Origin of the sequence: Salmonella sp. SAL03688, from assembly GCF_046551895.1 — a bacterium.
Classification (GTDB): Bacteria; Pseudomonadota; Gammaproteobacteria; order Enterobacterales; family Enterobacteriaceae; genus Salmonella; species Salmonella enterica.
The window spans coordinates 41,931-59,938 of record NZ_JBGDVI010000007.1 but is presented as its reverse complement, the minus strand read 5'-3'; the positions used below and the strand labels follow the sequence as shown (position 1 = coordinate 59,938).

Annotated in this window: 18 protein-coding genes; 14 read left to right on the top strand and 4 right to left on the bottom strand. The window is 53.6% G+C overall.

Features of this window, described 5'->3' with window-relative positions:
• The first annotated feature begins 278 nt into the window (after positions 1–278).
• The 3 genes from brnQ to malZ all read left to right on the top strand — a co-directional run bounded on the left by brnQ (position 279) and on the right by malZ (position 5,022).
• Complete coding sequence (gene brnQ / locus ACLJR2_RS09390; RefSeq protein WP_000149625.1) at positions 279–1,598, top strand: branched-chain amino acid transporter carrier protein BrnQ; 1,320 nt, start codon at positions 279–281, stop codon at positions 1,596–1,598.
• Between the two features lie 74 nt (positions 1,599–1,672).
• Entirely contained in the window at positions 1,673–3,043 is a 1,371-nt protein-coding gene (gene proY / locus ACLJR2_RS09385; protein ID WP_001727981.1) for a proline-specific permease ProY, read from the top strand.
• 161 nt (positions 3,044–3,204) lie between these two features.
• Positions 3,205–5,022, top strand: a complete 1,818-nt coding sequence (malZ, locus tag ACLJR2_RS09380; RefSeq protein WP_000930718.1) for a maltodextrin glucosidase — start codon at positions 3,205–3,207, stop codon at positions 5,020–5,022.
• A gap of 71 nt (positions 5,023–5,093) precedes the next feature.
• Here malZ and ACLJR2_RS09375 read toward each other — a convergent pair whose 3' ends face one another.
• Both ACLJR2_RS09375 and acpH read right to left on the bottom strand, forming a co-directional pair.
• Complete coding sequence (locus ACLJR2_RS09375) at positions 5,094–5,696, bottom strand: peroxiredoxin (protein ID WP_000244731.1); 603 nt, start codon at positions 5,694–5,696, stop codon at positions 5,094–5,096.
• A gap of 209 nt (positions 5,697–5,905) precedes the next feature.
• A complete protein-coding gene (gene acpH / locus ACLJR2_RS09370; protein ID WP_001009858.1) occupies positions 5,906–6,487 on the bottom strand; it encodes an ACP phosphodiesterase in 582 nt (193 codons plus the stop codon).
• Positions 6,488–6,580: 93 nt separating this feature from the next.
• Between acpH and queA the strand changes: the two genes are divergently transcribed.
• The 9 genes from queA to ACLJR2_RS09325 all read left to right on the top strand — a co-directional run bounded on the left by queA (position 6,581) and on the right by ACLJR2_RS09325 (position 14,475).
• Positions 6,581–7,645: a tRNA preQ1(34) S-adenosylmethionine ribosyltransferase-isomerase QueA gene (gene queA, locus ACLJR2_RS09365; RefSeq protein WP_001266519.1), complete on the top strand. Its 1,065-nt coding sequence runs from the start codon at positions 6,581–6,583 to the stop codon at positions 7,643–7,645.
• A 196-nt stretch (positions 7,646–7,841) separates the two neighbouring features.
• Positions 7,842–8,969 carry a tRNA guanosine(34) transglycosylase Tgt gene (gene tgt, locus ACLJR2_RS09360; RefSeq protein WP_000667305.1) on the top strand — a complete coding sequence of 376 codons (1,128 nt, stop codon included), beginning with the start codon at positions 7,842–7,844 and terminating at the stop codon, positions 8,967–8,969.
• Between the two features lie 22 nt (positions 8,970–8,991).
• The gene (yajC, locus tag ACLJR2_RS09355) at positions 8,992–9,324 is read left to right on the top strand and encodes a preprotein translocase subunit YajC (RefSeq protein WP_000007628.1); all 333 of its coding nucleotides are present in this window, start codon (positions 8,992–8,994) and stop codon (positions 9,322–9,324) included.
• A 27-nt stretch (positions 9,325–9,351) separates the two neighbouring features.
• Positions 9,352–11,199, top strand: a complete 1,848-nt coding sequence (gene secD / locus ACLJR2_RS09350; protein ID WP_000934811.1) for a protein translocase subunit SecD — start codon at positions 9,352–9,354, stop codon at positions 11,197–11,199.
• 10 nt (positions 11,200–11,209) lie between these two features.
• The gene (secF, locus tag ACLJR2_RS09345; protein WP_000046629.1) at positions 11,210–12,181 is read left to right on the top strand and encodes a protein translocase subunit SecF; all 972 of its coding nucleotides are present in this window, start codon (positions 11,210–11,212) and stop codon (positions 12,179–12,181) included.
• A gap of 148 nt (positions 12,182–12,329) precedes the next feature.
• Complete coding sequence (locus ACLJR2_RS09340) at positions 12,330–12,695, top strand: VOC family protein (RefSeq protein WP_000793037.1); 366 nt, start codon at positions 12,330–12,332, stop codon at positions 12,693–12,695.
• Positions 12,696–12,720: 25 nt separating this feature from the next.
• The gene (locus ACLJR2_RS09335; RefSeq protein ID WP_000198318.1) at positions 12,721–13,413 is read left to right on the top strand and encodes a helix-turn-helix transcriptional regulator; all 693 of its coding nucleotides are present in this window, start codon (positions 12,721–12,723) and stop codon (positions 13,411–13,413) included.
• A 169-nt stretch (positions 13,414–13,582) separates the two neighbouring features.
• Positions 13,583–13,930 (top strand): HNH nuclease YajD, encoded by a 348-nt coding sequence (gene yajD / locus ACLJR2_RS09330; RefSeq protein WP_000974818.1) that lies wholly within the window; start codon positions 13,583–13,585, stop codon positions 13,928–13,930.
• Between the two features lie 437 nt (positions 13,931–14,367).
• On the top strand, positions 14,368–14,475 hold the full coding sequence (locus ACLJR2_RS09325) for a type I toxin-antitoxin system toxin Ldr family protein (protein ID WP_000176312.1): 108 nt from the start codon (positions 14,368–14,370) through the stop codon (positions 14,473–14,475).
• An 83-nt stretch (positions 14,476–14,558) separates the two neighbouring features.
• Here the strand turns inward: ACLJR2_RS09325 and ACLJR2_RS09320 are convergent, their stop codons facing one another.
• On the bottom strand, positions 14,559–15,422 hold the full coding sequence (locus ACLJR2_RS09320) for a nucleoside-specific channel-forming protein Tsx (protein WP_000752021.1): 864 nt from the start codon (positions 15,420–15,422) through the stop codon (positions 14,559–14,561).
• 299 nt (positions 15,423–15,721) lie between these two features.
• On the bottom strand, positions 15,722–16,261 hold the full coding sequence (locus ACLJR2_RS09315) for a DUF3251 domain-containing protein (RefSeq protein ID WP_043991110.1): 540 nt from the start codon (positions 16,259–16,261) through the stop codon (positions 15,722–15,724).
• 151 nt (positions 16,262–16,412) lie between these two features.
• Here ACLJR2_RS09315 and nrdR point away from each other — a divergent pair, with 151 nt between their 5' ends.
• Complete coding sequence (gene nrdR / locus ACLJR2_RS09310; RefSeq protein WP_000543533.1) at positions 16,413–16,862, top strand: transcriptional regulator NrdR; 450 nt, start codon at positions 16,413–16,415, stop codon at positions 16,860–16,862.
• A 3-nt stretch (positions 16,863–16,865) separates the two neighbouring features.
• Positions 16,866–17,969 carry a bifunctional diaminohydroxyphosphoribosylaminopyrimidine deaminase/5-amino-6-(5-phosphoribosylamino)uracil reductase RibD gene (gene ribD / locus ACLJR2_RS09305; RefSeq protein WP_001150218.1) on the top strand — a complete coding sequence of 368 codons (1,104 nt, stop codon included), beginning with the start codon at positions 16,866–16,868 and terminating at the stop codon, positions 17,967–17,969.
• Positions 17,970–18,008: the final 39 nt, after the last annotated feature.

The window sequence follows — 18,008 nt, the reverse complement described above, 5'->3', positions numbered from 1 at the left end:
ATGAGAATGGTGTTTTATTCTGGTTGTAAATTTCATATCGCTATATTCATCTGGTTTTTAGATCCCACCTTGCTTTAAAACGTTATAAGCGTTTAAATTGCGCTTCAGGTGCTGTCATTACGACTGCATTTGCGCGGTAAATCGAAAAACAATTCTTCGCCGCATCGGTCCGGGAGCTTTTCCCGCTGAAATTGATAAAAAACGCCGCTTTATAATCCTCCGGGAAAGGCAAAAATTTTAATGTTTACAACATCACCATCCACAGGCAGTAAGACTTTATGACCCATCAGTTAAAATCGCGCGATATCATCGCCCTGGGCTTTATGACATTTGCGCTGTTCGTTGGCGCAGGCAATATTATCTTTCCTCCTATGGTCGGTTTGCAGGCGGGTGAACACGTCTGGACAGCCGCTATTGGCTTTCTGATTACCGCCGTAGGGCTACCGGTTCTTACTGTTGTGGCGCTGGCGAAAGTCGGCGGCGGCGTAGACAGCCTCAGTACGCCGATTGGCAAAGTGGCGGGACTCCTGCTGGCGACCGTTTGCTATCTGGCCGTCGGGCCGTTATTTGCGACGCCGCGTACCGCGACGGTGTCGTTTGAGGTCGGTATCGCTCCGTTGACCGGCGATTCTGCAATGCCGTTGCTGATTTACAGCGTGGTCTATTTCGCTATCGTTATTCTGGTTTCCCTCTATCCGGGGAAGCTGCTGGATACGGTGGGGAATTTCCTGGCGCCGTTGAAAATTATTGCGCTGGTCATCCTTTCCGTCGCGGCTATCGTTTGGCCTGCCGGTCCAATCAGCAACGCCCTGGACGCTTATCAGAATGCGGCCTTTTCTAACGGATTTGTGAACGGCTATCTGACGATGGATACGCTGGGCGCGATGGTGTTTGGTATCGTTATTGTGAACGCGGCGCGTTCTCGCGGCGTTACCGAAGCGCGCCTGTTGACGCGTTACACGGTCTGGGCCGGCCTGATGGCGGGTGTGGGGCTGACGCTGCTTTACCTTGCCTTGTTCCGCTTAGGTTCTGATAGCGCGACGCTGGTCGATCAGTCAGCGAACGGCGCGGCAATTCTTCATGCCTACGTTCAGCATACCTTTGGCGGCGCGGGAAGCTTCCTGCTGGCGGCGCTGATCTTTATCGCGTGTCTGGTGACGGCGGTGGGGCTGACCTGCGCCTGCGCTGAGTTTTTCGCGCAGTATATTCCGCTGTCTTACCGCACGCTGGTCTTTATTCTCGGCGGCTTCTCTATGGTGGTGTCAAACCTTGGACTGAGCCATCTGATTCAAATCTCCATTCCGGTGCTGACGGCTATCTATCCGCCGTGTATCGCACTGGTTGTATTAAGTTTTACCCGCTCATGGTGGCATAATTCCACCCGTATCATCGCGCCGGCCATGTTTATCAGTCTGCTTTTTGGTATCCTTGACGGCATCAAAGCATCTGCCTTTGGCGATATGCTGCCAGCCTGGAGTCAGCGTTTACCGCTGGCGGAACAGGGACTGGCGTGGTTGATGCCAACGGTGGTGATGGTGATCCTGGCGATTATCTGGGATCGCGCGGCGGGTCGGCAGGTGACCTCCAGCGCTCACTAAAATCGCTGACATATGTGTACACCACGGGGCTTAACGCCCCGTGGTTTTTTATTGTGTTGATAGGTCAGAAATTGATGGAAAGCAATAATAAGCTAAAGCGTGGGCTGAGCACCCGGCACATTCGCTTTATGGCATTAGGTTCGGCAATCGGCACCGGCCTGTTTTACGGCTCGGCGGACGCCATCAAAATGGCGGGGCCGAGCGTGCTGTTGGCCTATATTATTGGCGGGGTCGCGGCATATATCATTATGCGCGCATTGGGGGAAATGTCCGTTCACAACCCTGCCGCCAGCTCATTTTCGCGCTATGCGCAGGAAAACCTCGGCCCGCTTGCGGGCTACATTACCGGCTGGACCTACTGTTTTGAGATCCTGATCGTCGCCATTGCCGACGTGACCGCGTTCGGCATTTACATGGGAGTCTGGTTCCCCGCCGTGCCGCACTGGATTTGGGTACTTAGCGTGGTGCTGATCATTTGCGCCATCAACCTGATGAGCGTCAAGGTGTTCGGCGAGCTGGAGTTTTGGTTCTCCTTCTTCAAAGTCGCCACCATTATTATCATGATTGTCGCGGGTATCGGCATCATTGTGTGGGGAATTGGCAACGGCGGGCAGCCGACCGGCATTCATAACCTGTGGAGCAACGGCGGCTTCTTCAGCAATGGCTGGCTGGGAATGATCATGTCGCTGCAAATGGTGATGTTCGCTTACGGCGGGATTGAGATTATCGGTATCACCGCTGGGGAAGCGAAAGACCCGGAGAAATCCATTCCGCGCGCCATTAACTCAGTACCGATGCGTATCCTGGTATTTTATGTCGGCACGCTGTTCGTCATTATGTCTATCTATCCGTGGAATCAGGTCGGCACAAACGGCAGCCCATTTGTGCTGACGTTCCAGCATATGGGGATTACCTTTGCCGCCAGCATTCTGAACTTTGTGGTATTGACCGCCTCGCTTTCCGCTATCAACTCCGATGTGTTTGGCGTAGGCCGTATGCTGCATGGTATGGCGGAGCAGGGGAGCGCGCCGAAAATTTTTGCCAAAACGTCACGCCGTGGTATTCCGTGGGTCACTGTACTGGTGATGACGATTGCGCTACTGTTTGCGGTTTACCTGAACTACATCATGCCGGAAAACGTCTTCCTGGTGATTGCCTCGCTGGCGACGTTTGCGACGGTATGGGTATGGATTATGATCCTGCTGTCGCAAATCGCCTTCCGTCGTCGTTTACCGCCGGAAGAGGTAAAAGCGCTGAAATTTAAGGTGCCGGGCGGTGTCGTCACGACGATAGCGGGTCTGATTTTCCTGGTCTTCATTATTGCGCTTATCGGCTACCATCCGGATACCCGCATCTCACTGTATGTGGGCTTCGCCTGGATAGTTCTGCTGTTGATTGGCTGGATGTTTAAACGCCGTCGCGACCGTCAATTGGCGCAGGCGTAGTCGTTTTTCTCTGCCTTATCCGGTCTGCAGGCAACGGTAGGCCGGATAAGCGGAGCCGCTTCTCCTCCTGGAGTCTCCTCCCCTAATAAACCCCTGGATGATGAGTTATCCTTTAAATCTCTATGGCAAGGTGGCCCCATTTTCAGTAGAGGGGATACGAGATGTTGAATGCCTGGCACCTACCGGTTGCCCCATTTGTGAAGCAACATAACGACAAATTAACCATTACGCTGTGGCTGAGCGGAGAAAATCCGCCGTCTCGCGTGACGTTGCGCTCAGAATTCGATAATGAAGAAATCTCACTGGCGATGCGCAAACAGCGCCGCCAGCCGCAGCCGGGCGTGACGGCGTGGCGAGCGACGCTCAATATCGCGTTAGGGCAACCCCGTCGCCGTTACAGCTTTAAATTGCTTTGGCATGATCGCCAGCTTTGGTTTACGCCACAGGGATTTAGCCGTTTTCCGCCTGCGCGTCTGGAACAATTTGCCGTTGATGCGCCGGATAGCGGCCCGCAGTGGGTCGCCGATCAAATTTTTTATCAGATCTTCCCGGATCGTTTTGCCCGCAGCGCGACGCGTGAAGCCGATCAGGACCGGGTGTACTACCATCATGCCGCAGGTCAGGAGATTGTGCTGCGCGACTGGGACGATCCTTTAACTCCCCAAGCGGGCGGTTCCACCTTTTACGGCGGCTGTCTGAATGGCATTTGTGAGAAGCTGCCGTATCTGAAAAAACTGGGCGCCACAGCGCTATATCTGAATCCGGTATTTACCGCGCCGAGCGTCCATAAGTACGACACGGAAGATTATCGCCATGTCGATCCGCAATTTGGCGGCGATCGGGCGCTGCTACGCCTGCGGCGTGAAACCCAGGCGCAGAGCATGAGGCTGGTGCTGGATGGCGTGTTTAATCATAGCGGCGACTCGCATGCGTGGTTTGACAGGCATAACCGCAGCACTGGCGGCGCGTGCCATCACCCGGACTCGCCGTGGCGCGACTGGTACTCCTTTTCACCACAAGGCGTGGCGCTGGACTGGCTGGGTTATCCGAGCCTGCCGAAACTCGATTATCAATCAGAAACGCTGGTGGATGAGATCTATCGCGGTGAGGACAGTATCGTTCGTCACTGGCTAAAGGCTCCGTGGAATATGGACGGCTGGCGGCTGGATGTCGTACATATGCTGGGCGAGGCGGGCGGGGCGCGCCATAATTTGCAGCACGTTGCCGGCATTACCCGGGCGGCAAAAGAGGCGCAGCCTGAAGCCTATATTGTGGGGGAACATTTCGGCGATGCGCGGCAGTGGCTACAGGCCGATGCGGAAGATGCCGCCATGAATTATCGCGGCTTCACCTTCCCGCTGTGGGGATTTCTCGCCAATACTGATATCGCTTACGAACCACAGCATATCGATGCCCGGACCTGTATCGCGTGGATGGATAACTACCGCGCCGGGCTGTCACATCAGCAACAACTGCGTATGTTTAATCAACTCGACAGCCATGATACTGCGCGCTTTAAAACCCTGCTGGGTAAAGACGCGGCGCGCCTGCCGCTGGCGGTGGTCTGGCTGTTTACCTGGCCCGGCGTGCCATGTATTTATTACGGCGATGAAGTCGGCGTGGACGGTGCAAATGACCCCATGTGCCGCAAACCGTTCCCGTGGGATGAACGCAGGCAGGACGGCAACTTGCTGGCGCTGTACCAGCGTATGGCGAAACTGCGTCAGCGCAGTCTGGCGTTGCGTCGTGGCGGATGCCAGGCGCTGTATGCCGAAGGTGACGTAGTGGTATTCGTGCGGGTTTATCAGCAGCAGCGGGCGCTGGTGGCGATTAACCGGGGCGAGGCCTGTGAAGTGGCGCTGGAAGCGTTGCCGTTGCTGAACGTGGCCGGATGGCAATGTAAAACGGGAAGCGGTAACATCCGCGAGGGAAGACTTAGTTTACCCGCGATTTCCGCGACCGTATGGATGAATCGTTGAGGCGAGGTGGTTCGTAACACCTCACGCATAAAAAAGGCTCGCATTCGCGAGCCTTTTATCAATGCACTGACTTACAGGCTGGAAATGTTCTCAGCCAGGTATTTAGCCACGCCGTCCGGAGAGGCGTTCATGCCTTCTTTGCCTTTTTCCCACTGCGCCGGGCAGACATCGCCGTGCTCTTCGTGGAACTGCAGCGCGTCGACCATACGCAGCATTTCGTCGATGTTACGACCCAGCGGCAGATCGTTTACGACCTGGTGGCGAACAATACCGTTTGCGTCAATCAGGAAAGAGCCGCGCAGCGCAACGCCTTCGTCCGGATGTTCGATACCGTAAGCTTTCTGAATTTCACGCTTCACGTCGGCGACCATTGCGTATTTCACCGGGCCAATGCCGCCTTTATCGACAGGGGTGTTACGCCATGCGTTGTGGACAAACTCAGAGTCGAAAGAAACGCCGACTACTTCAACGCCGCGCTTCTGGAATTCTTCATAACGTTTATCAAAGGCGATCAGCTCAGACGGGCAAACAAAAGTGAAGTCCATCGGCCAGAAGAACAGAACGGTCGTTTTACCATTGGTGTGCTGTTTGAAGTTGAATTTATCAACAATCTCACCGCTACCCAGTACCGCCGCAGCGGTGAAATCCGGGGCCTGACGAGTAACCAGTACCATAATAATTCTCCTGCAATATTAAGGGTTTTAGAACGCAACGCGGGCAGTATAGGGAGGGCGAAGCGACAAAACAATGCGGTCTTGACAATCAATGAGACAGCTTTTGCCTATCGATCGGGTCATTATAAATCGTAATGATGACCCCTTTATGACAGCGAACGATCTTTCTGCCAACGGCGGATCTGACGCACGCCCTCGCTATCAGGCCGTCACAGCGCTTTGCGGGCGGCCTGTGCCATCATACGCGGATAAAAATGCCAGAAGCGCTCTTCTAACGCGTCGTAGTGCGCGTCCAGATCGTACCAGGAATCACGCAAGGCATCCAGCCGGGGACGGCGATTCGCCATGCCATTCAGCACGTTTTGAATGAAATCCATATCGCGATACCGCTCTAACCATTTTTCTGACCAAAGATAATCATTCAGGTTGACAAAGCGCGGCGGGGAGTCGGGCAGAATCGTCGCGACCTGCGCATGGGCGTAGCCGACAAACGCCTGAAGTGGAAAATCGGGAGAGATTTGCGTCCAGTGGCGCGATAAAAAATGATCCCACATGACGTCCAGCGTAATGGGCGCCACGCGCCGAGTTTCATGGCGGAACCACTCTCGCGCCTCACGAACTTCCGGCAGGTTGTCGGTCATGACGTCAATACGCCGATGCATATAAATACCCTCTACCACGTCAGGAGGATAATGCGTTGCCGGGTTACCGCGGACAAAATCGGCCAGAAGATTACCGGAAAGCGAGCTGTCGGCAAGGTGCGCCAGATGCAGGTGAGCAAGAAAATTCATTATTGATTCTCTGTCCAAAAAGCGGGTAACGGTTGCAGCGGGAACGCCCCGGCACTAGACTACCCGCCTCTTATTTTAGTCTGAGTCAGAGTCATGCGCGTTACCGATTTTTCCTTTGAACTACCCGAATCCCTGATTGCCCACTACCCACAGCCGGAACGCAGTCGCTGCCGTTTGCTGTCATTAGAGGGGCCGACGGGCGCGCTGACGCACGGTACTTTCACCGATCTGCTCGATAAGCTCAACCCTGGCGATTTGCTGGTCTTCAATAATACCCGCGTGATCCCGGCGCGGCTCTTTGGCCGTAAAGCCAGCGGCGGCAAGATAGAAGTGCTGGTCGAACGTATGCTCGATGATAAACGCATCCTGGCGCATATTCGCGCTTCTAAAGCGCCAAAACCGGGCACGGAACTGCTACTGGGCGACGACGAAAGTATCCACGCGACCATGGCTGCGCGTCACGGCGCTCTGTTTGAAGTTGAGTTTAATGACCCGCGTCCGGTGCTGGATATTCTCAACGCCATCGGCCATATGCCGTTGCCGCCGTACATCGACCGTCCGGACGAGGACGCCGACCGCGAACTGTACCAGACGGTCTACAGTGAAAAACCGGGCGCCGTCGCCGCGCCGACCGCCGGGCTGCACTTTGATGAGCCGCTGCTGGCGGCGCTTCGTGAGAAAGGTGTCGAAATGGCGTTTGTTACGCTACACGTAGGCGCGGGCACTTTCCAGCCGGTGCGTGTCGATACCATTGAAGATCACATCATGCACTCCGAATATGCTGAGGTGCCGCAAGAGGTGGTCGACGCGGTGCTGGCGGCGAAAGCGCGCGGCAACCGGGTTATCGCCGTCGGCACCACCTCGGTACGCTCGCTGGAAAGCGCGGCGCAGGCGGCAAAAAGCGATTTGATAGAGCCGTTCTTCGGCGATACGCAAATCTTTATTTATCCAGGTTATCAATACAAAGTGATTGATGCGCTGATCACCAACTTCCATCTGCCGGAATCGACGTTGATTATGCTGGTTTCCGCATTTGCCGGTTATCAACACACCATGAATGCCTATAAGACTGCGGTAGAACAAAAATATCGCTTTTTTAGCTACGGGGACGCGATGTTTATCACGTACAATCCGCAGGCTATTTTTGAGCGTCCGTAAGAAGGCTATCTCACTTGCCATTTTGACGCCGGGCAGTGCTCGCCATCCTCACGTACTGCGTGTACGCTCCGGTGGCTGTGCGCTGGTCGACCCCAAACTGGCTGCGCCGATGACGCCTTCGGGAATTTATTAGCTATGGAATCATTCCGTAGCGAGTCGTTAAACGTCGGACTGTTTTTCTGACGCAGGAGTGATAATGAAATTTGAGTTAGATACCACCGATGGTCGCGCGCGTCGCGGTCGTCTGGTGTTTGATCGTGGCGTAGTGGAAACGCCTGCTTTTATGCCTGTGGGTACTTACGGTACGGTCAAAGGCATGACGCCGGAAGAAGTAGAAGCGACCGGCGCGCAGATTATTCTCGGCAACACTTTCCACCTGTGGCTGCGCCCGGGTCAGGAAATCATGAAGCTGCATGGCGACCTGCACGATTTTATGCAGTGGAAAGGGCCTATTCTCACCGATTCCGGCGGCTTCCAGGTCTTCAGCCTCGGCGATATTCGTAAGATTACCGAGCAAGGCGTGCACTTCCGTAACCCGATCAACGGCGATCCGATTTTCCTCGATCCGGAAAAGTCGATGGAGATCCAGTACGATCTCGGTTCCGATATCGTGATGATCTTTGATGAATGTACGCCGTATCCGGCAGACTGGGACTATGCTAAACGCTCGATGGAGATGTCGTTGCGTTGGGCGAAGCGTAGCCGTGACCGTTTTGATAGCCTTGGCAATAAGAATGCGCTTTTTGGCATCATTCAGGGCAGCGTTTACGAAGATTTACGCGATATCTCGGTGAAAGGTCTGGTAGAGATTGGCTTTGATGGCTACGCTGTCGGCGGTTTGGCTGTCGGTGAGCCGAAAGCAGATATGCACCGCATTCTGGAGCACGTTTGCCCGCAGATCCCGGCTGACAAACCGCGTTACCTGATGGGCGTGGGTAAACCGGAAGATCTGGTGGAAGGGGTTCGTCGCGGTATTGATATGTTTGACTGTGTCATGCCAACGCGAAATGCCCGCAATGGTCATCTGTTTGTGACCGACGGCGTGGTGAAGATTCGTAATGCAAAGCATAAAAGCGACACCAGCCCGCTTGACGCCGAGTGCGATTGCTACACCTGTCGCAATTATTCACGCGCTTACTTGCATCATCTCGACCGTTGCAACGAAATATTAGGTGCGCGTCTCAATACCATTCATAACTTGCGTTACTACCAGCGTTTGATGGCGGGTTTACGCAAGGCTATTGAAGAGGGTAAATTAGAGAGCTTCGTAACCGAGTTTTACCAACGTCAGGGGCGACCCGTTCCACCTTTGAACGTTGATTAATTTTAATAATGAGGGAATTTGAATGAGCTTTTTTATTTCTGATGCGGTAGCGGCAACAGGTGCTCCGGCGCAGGGCAGCCCGATGTCTCTGATTTTAATGCTGGTGGTGTTTGGTCTGATTTTCTATTTCATGATCCTGCGCCCGCAGCAGAAGCGCACCAAAGAGCACAAAAAGCTGATGGACTCCATTGCGAAAGGTGATGAAGTTCTGACGAATGGCGGTCTGGTCGGTCGAGTGACCAAAGTAGCGGAAGCCGGCTACATTGCCATCGCGCTGAATGACACCACGGAAGTGGTTATCAAACGTGACTTCGTAGCTGCCGTTCTGCCGAAAGGCACCATGAAGGCGCTGTAATATTTCGTTTTCCCAAAGGGAACTGCCGTGTTAAACCGTTATCCTTTGTGGAAGTACATCATGCTGGTCGTCGTGATTATCGTCGGCCTGCTTTACGCACTTCCCAACCTGTATGGTGAGGATCCGGCTGTTCAAATCACTGGCGTGCGCGGCGTCGCCGCCAGTGAGCAAACGCTGATCCAGGTCCAGAAAACGTTACAAGAAGAAAAAATTCCCGCTAAGTCTGTGGCACTGGAAGAGGGCGCTATTCTTGCGCGCTTCGACACCACCGATACCCAGCTACGCGCCCGTGAAGCGCTGATGAGCGTGCTGGGGGATAAATATGTCGTGGCGCTTAACCTTGCGCCGGCTACGCCGCGCTGGTTGGCGGCTATTCACGCCGATCCGATGAAGCTCGGTCTTGATCTGCGCGGCGGCGTTCACTTCCTGATGGAAGTGGATATGGATACCGCGTTAGGTAAACTCCAGGAACAAAATATCGATAGCCTGCGCAGCGATCTGCGTGAGAAAGGCATTCCTTATACCACCGTTCGTAAAGAAAATAATTATGGGCTGAGCATCACGTTCCGTGACAGCAAAGCGCGTGATGAGGCGATCGCCTATCTGACGCCGCGTCATCGTGACCTGGTGATTTCCAGCCAGAGCGGTAATCAACTTCGCGCGGTAATGACCGATGCGCGCCTGAGCGAAGCGCGTGAATACGCCGTTCAGCAGAACATTAATATTCTGCGTAACCGTGTTAACCAACTGGGCGTCGCGGAGCCTGTCGTACAGCGTCAGGGCGCAGACCGTATTGTGGTTGAGCTGCCGGGTATCCAGGATACCGCTCGCGCGAAAGAAATTCTCGGCGCGACCGCGACGCTGGAATTCCGTCTGGTGAATACCAACGTTGACCAGGCCGCCGCTGCTGCCGGGCGCGTACCGGGCGATTCCGAAGTGAAACAGACCCGCGAAGGTCAGCCGGTGGTATTGTACAAACGCGTGATCCTCACCGGCGACCATATCACCGACTCGACGTCCAGCCAGGATGAATATAACCAACCGCAGGTTAACATCTCGCTGGATAGCGCAGGCGGCAATATCATGTCTAACTTCACTAAGGACAATATCGGAAAACCGATGGCGACCCTGTTTGTGGAGTATAAAGACAGTGGTAAGAAAGACGCTAACGGTCGCGCCGTACTGGTGAAACAGGAAGAGGTGATTAACATTGCCAACATCCAGTCTCGGCTGGGTAACAGCTTCCGTATTACCGGTATCAGCAACCCGAACGAAGCGCGTCAGCTCTCGTTGTTGCTGCGTGCGGGCGCCCTGATTGCGCCGATTCAGATCGTTGAAGAGCGCACCATTGGCCCGACTCTGGGTATGCAGAACATCAAGCAGGGCCTGGAAGCCTGTCTGGCCGGTCTGGTGGTCTCCATCCTGTTCATGATCTTCTTCTATAAGAAGTTTGGTCTGATTGCGACCAGCGCGTTAGTGGCTAACCTGGTGTTGATTGTCGGTATCATGTCGCTGTTGCCGGGGGCAACGCTCAGTATGCCGGGGATTGCGGGTATCGTGTTAACCCTTGCGGTGGCGGTCGACGCCAACGTTCTGATTAACGAACGTATCAAAGAAGAGTTGAGTAATGGCCGCACGGTACAGCAGGCGATAAACGAAGGCTATGCCGGCGCGTTCAGTTCCATCTTCGATGCGAACATCACGACGCTGATTAAAGTCATCATTCTGTATGCCGTTGGTACCGGGGCAATTAAAGGGTTCGCGATTACGACCGGTATCGGTGTGGCGACGTCGATGTTTACCGCGATTATCGGTACGCGTGCTATCGTAAACCTGCTATATGGCGGCAAGCGCGTCACTAAGCTGTCAATCTGAGGAGTGCGATGTGGCACAGGAATACACTGTTGAACAACTAAACCACGGCCGTAAAGTCTATGACTTTATGCGCTGGGACTTCTGGGCATTCGGCATCTCCGGGCTGTTGCTGATCGCGGCCATTGTCATTATGGGCGTACGCGGGTTTAACTGGGGGCTGGATTTCACCGGTGGTACGGTAATTGAAATCACACTGGAAAAACCGGCTGAAATGGACGTGATGCGCGAAGCGCTGCAAAAAGCGGGCTATGAAGAGCCGCAGTTGCAGAACTTTGGCAGCAGTCACGACATTATGGTGCGTATGCCGCCAACCGAAGGTGAAACCGGCGGTCAGGTACTGGGTAGCAAAGTGGTGACGATCATTAATGAAGCCACCAACCAGAACGCGGCCGTGAAGCGTATTGAATTCGTGGGGCCAAGCGTGGGCGCCGATCTGGCGCAAACCGGCGCTATGGCGCTGCTGGTGGCGTTGATCTCTATCCTCGTTTATGTCGGTTTCCGCTTTGAGTGGCGACTGGCGGCAGGGGTGGTCATCGCGCTGGCGCACGACGTGATCATTACGCTGGGGATACTGTCGCTTTTCCATATCGAGATTGACCTGACCATTGTGGCATCGTTGATGTCGGTGATCGGTTACTCGCTGAACGACAGTATCGTGGTCTCCGACCGTATTCGTGAAAACTTCCGCAAAATCCGTCGCGGGACGCCTTACGAAATCTTTAACGTGTCGCTGACCCAGACGCTACACCGTACGTTGATTACCTCCGGTACGACGTTAGTGGTAATTCTGATGCTGTACCTCTTCGGCGGTCCGGTACTGGAAGGCTTCTCGCTGACGATGCTGATCGGTGTCTCTATTGGTACGGCATCTTCTATCTATGTCGCATCGGCGCTGGCGCTGAAACTCGGTATGAAGCGCGAGCATATGCTGCAGCAGAAAGTCGAAAAAGAAGGGGCGGATCAGCCGTCCATTCTGCCGTAAACGCGTATTTAAGTGTTATCTGAATCCCGGTCATGCGATCGGGATTTTTTTTATTTATGTACCATGACGATAAACATTACTGACAGTATGCTGTCAGGAGCCCTGTCATACACTCCTCATGAATTTACCCACACTCGCAGGAGGATGTATGAAAAACTTGATTAACTGGTTTGAAATTCCAGTTACTGATATGGCGCGTGCAATCGCCTTTTATGAGCAAGTGATGCAGATATCGTTACGTCGGGAAACCATGGATGGGGCGGACCTGGCCGTATTCCCGTATGTTGAACCCGGACCCGGCGGAGCGCTGATAAAGCAGGATGATGTCGCTCCAGTTGCGCAGGGAGTCGTTATTTATCTGCATACCGCCGATTTGTTAGCCTCGATTGAACGTGTCGTCCTTGCTGGTGGCAAGTGTGTTCTGGAACCCATGGTTCCCGGAGATGACATTGGAACCATCGCGTTGTTTATTGACAGCGAAGGTAACCGAATAGGTTTACATCAACCTGCGTGATATTTGCTAAATGTAGAGAGTCAATATGACCAGACGCGCTGACCGTTTGTTTCAGATCGTGCAAATTTTGCGGGGTAGACGACTGACGACGGCAGCGCTGTTGGCACAGCGGCTTGCGGTTTCTGAACGGACGATTTATCGCGATATTCGCGATCTGTCGTTATCCGGTGTGCCTGTCGAAGGTGAAGCGGGGAGCGGATACCGTTTAATGGCAGGTTTTGATCTGCCACCCTTGATGCTTACCCATCGTGAATCGGAAGCACTGATGGTGGCTATACGGTTATTGAAAACCTGGGGCGGCGATTCGCTATCGCGCGAGCTTGAATCCGCCCAGGAAAAAGTGTTGGCTATTTTACCGGAAGAGAGCCGTCGTAAAGCGGAGCAGACACGGATTTACGCTCCGGATTTGGGTACATCTCCACATTCGCGCAGCGCGTTTGATCTTATCCATCAGGCCGTTTCGGCGCAGCAGGTGTTGGCGCTACATTATCGTGATGAAGCGGGGCATCTCTCTTCGCGGGATATACAACCGCTGGGATTGTTTTTCTGGGGAGAGCACTGGCTACTGGTTGCCTGGTGTGAGAGACGGGAAGACTATCGGTGTTTTCGCCTCGATCGCTGTTTACAAATTACTCCGCTTAACCGGCGATTTCGTGAAACAATCGACCGTTCTTTGCGTGATTTTTTGCGTAAAGTTGAGCACGAAAAAATGCCGTAAGATGTGATAGCGATACCTCTAACGCTTGTAAAACGGGTTGATTGGTCATCAGTTTGCCTGAAATAGCCTTCCTTACCTGGATATATAAGTTGCACAGAATCATTGCTAAAAGCCCGGCTTCGCGGGAAACTGCGCATAACCCTTTGTATTATTCAGGTACCTGTTAATTATGGCTATCATCCCCAAAAACTACGCGCGCCTGGAAAGCGGCTATCGTGAAAAAGCGCTGAAGCTGTTTCCGTGGGTGTGCGGACGTTGTTCTCGTGAGTTTGTGTATTCAAATCTGCGTGAGCTGACGGTGCATCATATCGATCATGACCACACCAATAACCCGGAAGACGGCAGCAACTGGGAGCTATTGTGCCTCTACTGCCACGATCATGAGCATTCCAAATATACCGAAGCCGATCAGTACGGTTCGACGGTCATTGCCGGGGAAGATGCGCAAAAAGATGTCGGCGAGGCGACTTATAACCCGTTTGCCGATCTGAAAGCGATGATGAACAAAAAGAAATAAGCAGACTGCTGACAAAGCTGTTGGTGCTGTTGAATGTTAGGTTACGCTTCGCTCCACCCAACGGAATCCGCAATATAAATGAATTATTGGTTTTCGTAGATCGGATGCAATCCGACATTTTTTCAGCCCCGGAGTTTGTCGCCAGCCCCAAACGTCCTGTAACGCATACATTGTCACTGGAATCCCGATCGCAAGGTTGGGATTTTTTTGTTTTTAAGTCCTGCCGATACTGGCGAGCAGAGTAGAATCAGCGGTAAGCCGGGGCAACCCGGTGAGGCGCAATGTTGCGGGGGCTTGATCCCCGGTGGCCTTGTCGCTGGAAAGAGAAAACCCCCGCACATTGTTCGGTATTCACCGGCAACATTACGGGGGCTAACTTGACCCTAGACAAGTTGAGGATAGCCGCGAACCGTTGCCATTGCAACAAAGGCGGCAATATGACGCTCACAGAGTTGAGCATTACTATCTGGCACGATCTGGCGGCACCAACGCTGGTCGGGATTGCGACAGGTCTGTTTTTAGGCTGGTGGCATCGCCGGAAGTAATGTGAAGTGGGCGCGACTCGCCGCCGCATGGCAGCATGCGCCTGAAACGGGCCAGAGGGCGACCTCTGGCCTTTTTTGCAGGTTTAGAAGTTGTAACCCACGACCAGGTAGCCGCCCCAGCCGGTAGATTTCGCGCTGAAATCGCCGTCGCCCCAGTTCAGTTTTGCGCCATTCTGCCACTGTCCGCCGTTATGGAAGTAACGCGCAACGACCGAGTAGTGCCAGTGATCGTAGTTCAGCGCCAGGATATGGCTGGAAGCGATGGAGTTGCTGGTACGGTTCGGATCGTCGCCTAAATCAGATCCCCAGTCAAAGTTGGTAAAGCCGATATAGCTCAGTTTACCGCCCCACAGATCGGTGATGGGGACGAAGTATTTCACTTTGAAACGGTAGCCGTCCCATTCGTTTTCATTGGACGCGCCGTAGTTTTGCCACTGATATTTCGCATACACGTTCAGCGACAGACCCATCGGCAGGCCGGTGTCGATATCGGTCCCCAGACCCATATACCATGTGCTCTGGCGGCTGGCTTTGTTATCGCCCATATCGTAGATGTAGTTGTTGGCGAAATACCACTCTTTAAACGGGCCGAAGCTCAGGTCTGCGCCGGTCAGCTTATCAATTGAGAAACGCGGTTCGATTTCCATGAACAGCGGAGAACCGTCGGACCAGATACCTTTATCGTTGCCGTTACCCCAATCAAAGGTTTTGGGAATATCGATATAGCCGTAGAAATCAAACCAGTCTTTTTTGGCAAATGCTTCATATTCCAGATAGACGTCGTTGTTCAATTTCGGCGAGAAACGGGTATGGTAGCTGCCTACCACGTTTACGCTCTGGTGCCACCAGTCGGACAAATACTGCGGCTGATCATTTTCTGCTGCGTTAGCAGTAAAAGATGAGGTGAGCGCCAGCGCTGCGCTGACTGCGAGTAAAGTTTTTTTCATATGTATGCCACTGTTTGAAATCCCTTACGGGAGTGAAAAGAACGCAATTTGCGTTTCTAAATATTTCGTGTTTCTGCGGAGCCTATTATAAAAATCATTGCTCACAAAAATATGTCTTGTTTCACATATCTATCATTTACGTAATCGATTGCGTTCACGTTTGCGCATTTTAGGTGCGGCGACAGTACTGCCTTTCATGAATATTACCAATCTATGTCATAAATGACGAAAATGTCAGTAGGGCAACAAAAGTCGCGCGGGGGATGTTGCGGAACGCACAAAACGCTCCGCCAGAACGTTTATTGATTAACAGGCTGAATATCATGGATGCGAATGAAGCCTAACTGCGCCGGTGTGATCCCCTTCAACGGTAACGAAATATTGACATCACTGGGCGCCAGCAAACTGGCAGGGGCATTTACCAGAAGGCTCTGTGCATTCACCTCCTGATAGTTCTCCGTAGTGCCCTGAATTTGCCCGTACTCTACGGTAGCGCTGAATGCCGGCAGCGGATCGCGGGACTCGCCCTGAATGCGTAACGTTGCGTGCGCGCCGTCTGCGACAGGCGTAATCTCCAGCAATGTCATACATAGCGTACCGATCTGACTCTCCAGCCGGGCAGGCGTATTGGCGCCAGGCAACAAATAGACGCCGCGGGTTGACTCCGCATTCAGCTTATTTTGTTGGGTAATTTTTACCGTTTCCTGATTCAGTTGGGTCATCTCTTTATTCAGGGTGCTAATGCTTTGATGCATCTGGCGAACTTCGCTCTGTGGCGCGCAGGCGGTCAGGCTCAAGAGACTTCCCACCAGGAGAATTCTTAGGTAACGTCTTGTCATGTCGATCATTTCCTTCATGGTTCGATAGCGTAATGGTAGTGCGCTATACGCACAAAGGCACCGATCCTTTATCTCAAAAGCGCTCCGCCTTTGTTGTCGCGCCAGTTCAGGGTAAAATAGTGTTTTCTAAATCATCTGGTCAGGACGCCGTATGCATTGCCCATTTTGTTTCGCCGTAGATACCAAAGTCATTGACTCTCGTCTTGTAGGCGAGGGCTCGTCCGTGCGCCGCCGTCGGCAGTGCCTGGTGTGTAATGAACGCTTTACGACCTTTGAAGTGGCTGAACTGGTCATGCCGCGCGTGATAAAAAGCAACGATGTGCGCGAACCCTTTAATGAGGATAAGCTGCGTAGCGGCATGTTGAGAGCGCTGGAAAAAAGGCCCGTCAGCGCAGATGATGTTGAAATGGCATTGAACCATATTAAGTCACAATTACGTGCCACTGGGGAGCGTGAAGTTCCCAGCAAGATGATTGGCAACTTGGTCATGGAGCAGCTGAAAAAACTCGATAAAGTCGCGTATATTCGCTTTGCCTCCGTCTATCGCAGTTTCGAAGATATCAAAGACTTTGGCGAAGAAATCGCTCGCCTACAGGACTAAGCCATGCAGGATGAGTTTTACATGGCGCGGGCGCTAAAACTGGCGCAGCGTGGACGTTTCACCACTCACCCGAACCCTAATGTCGGCTGTGTCATTGTTAACAATGGCGATATCGTCGGCGAAGGTTATCACCATCGCGCCGGAGAGCCGCATGCCGAGGTCCATGCGCTGCGGATGGCGGGCGCAAAAGCCAAAGGCGCAACCGCCTATGTCACGCTTGAACCCTGTAGCCATCATGGGCGAACGCCGCCATGTTGTGATGCGCTGATTGCGGCCGGCGTCGCGCGCGTGGTCGCCGCGATGCAGGACCCGAACCCACAGGTCGCCGGGCGTGGGCTGTATCGCCTGCAACAGGCGGGTATTGCGGTCAGCCACGGGTTAATGATGAGTGAAGCGGAGGCGCTCAATAAAGGCTTCCTCAAGCGGATGCGTACCGGATTCCCTTATCTTCAGCTTAAACTGGGCGCCTCCGTGGATGGACGGACGGCGATGGCCAGCGGCGAAAGCCAGTGGATCACCTCGCCGCAGGCCCGGCGCGACGTTCAGCGCTTGCGTGCGCAAAGTCACGCTATCTTAACCAGTAGCGCGACGGTATTGGCTGACGATCCGGCCTTGACGGTGCGTTGGGCGGAGTTAGACGCCTCTACGCAGGCGTCTTACCCGCAGGAAAATCTGCGCCAGCCGGTGCGAATTGTTATCGACAGCCAAAACCGGGTAACGCCTGCGCATCGTATTGTGCAGCAGCCTGGCGAAACGTGGATTGCGCGTACCCAGGAAGATAGCCGCGCGTGGCCCGATTCGGTTCGTACTATCAGCGTGCCGGCGCACAACGGACATTTGGATCTGGTTGTGCTGATGATGCAGTTAGGCAGGCAGCAGATTAATAGCATATGGGTTGAAGCCGGACCGGGACTGGCAGGCGCGTTGTTGCAAGCCGGGCTGGTGGATGAACTGATTGTCTATGTCGCGCCTAAATTGTTGGGAACCCAGGCGCGGGGATTATGCGAATTGCCGGGGCTTGAGAAGCTCGCCGACGCGCCGCAATTTACCTTCAGCGAAATACGTCATGTCGGCCCGGATGTTTGCCTGCATATGGTGAGCGCATGAGTTCTCCCGTCGAAAGGGGAGCAGCGCTCAAATTATTAT

Bases quoted from the DNA above. Each gene is read 5' to 3' on its own strand.
- brnQ (WP_000149625.1), top strand. From the start codon at position 279: ATGACCCATCAGTTAAAATCGCGCGATATCATCGCCCTGGGCTTTATG.
- proY (WP_001727981.1), top strand. From the start codon at position 1,673: ATGGAAAGCAATAATAAGCTAAAGCGTGGGCTGAGCACCCGGCACATT.
- malZ (WP_000930718.1), top strand. From the start codon at position 3,205: ATGTTGAATGCCTGGCACCTACCGGTTGCCCCATTTGTGAAGCAACAT.
- ACLJR2_RS09375 (WP_000244731.1), bottom strand. From the start codon at position 5,696: ATGGTACTGGTTACTCGTCAGGCCCCGGATTTCACCGCTGCGGCGGTA.
- acpH (WP_001009858.1), bottom strand. From the start codon at position 6,487: ATGAATTTTCTTGCTCACCTGCATCTGGCGCACCTTGCCGACAGCTCG.
- queA (WP_001266519.1), top strand. From the start codon at position 6,581: ATGCGCGTTACCGATTTTTCCTTTGAACTACCCGAATCCCTGATTGCC.
- tgt (WP_000667305.1), top strand. From the start codon at position 7,842: ATGAAATTTGAGTTAGATACCACCGATGGTCGCGCGCGTCGCGGTCGT.
- yajC (WP_000007628.1), top strand. From the start codon at position 8,992: ATGAGCTTTTTTATTTCTGATGCGGTAGCGGCAACAGGTGCTCCGGCG.
- ACLJR2_RS09340 (WP_000793037.1), top strand. From the start codon at position 12,330: ATGAAAAACTTGATTAACTGGTTTGAAATTCCAGTTACTGATATGGCG.
- ACLJR2_RS09335 (WP_000198318.1), top strand. From the start codon at position 12,721: ATGACCAGACGCGCTGACCGTTTGTTTCAGATCGTGCAAATTTTGCGG.
- yajD (WP_000974818.1), top strand. From the start codon at position 13,583: ATGGCTATCATCCCCAAAAACTACGCGCGCCTGGAAAGCGGCTATCGT.
- ACLJR2_RS09325 (WP_000176312.1), top strand. From the start codon at position 14,368: ATGACGCTCACAGAGTTGAGCATTACTATCTGGCACGATCTGGCGGCA.
- ACLJR2_RS09320 (WP_000752021.1), bottom strand. From the start codon at position 15,422: ATGAAAAAAACTTTACTCGCAGTCAGCGCAGCGCTGGCGCTCACCTCA.
- ACLJR2_RS09315 (WP_043991110.1), bottom strand. From the start codon at position 16,261: ATGACAAGACGTTACCTAAGAATTCTCCTGGTGGGAAGTCTCTTGAGC.
- nrdR (WP_000543533.1), top strand. From the start codon at position 16,413: ATGCATTGCCCATTTTGTTTCGCCGTAGATACCAAAGTCATTGACTCT.
- ribD (WP_001150218.1), top strand. From the start codon at position 16,866: ATGCAGGATGAGTTTTACATGGCGCGGGCGCTAAAACTGGCGCAGCGT.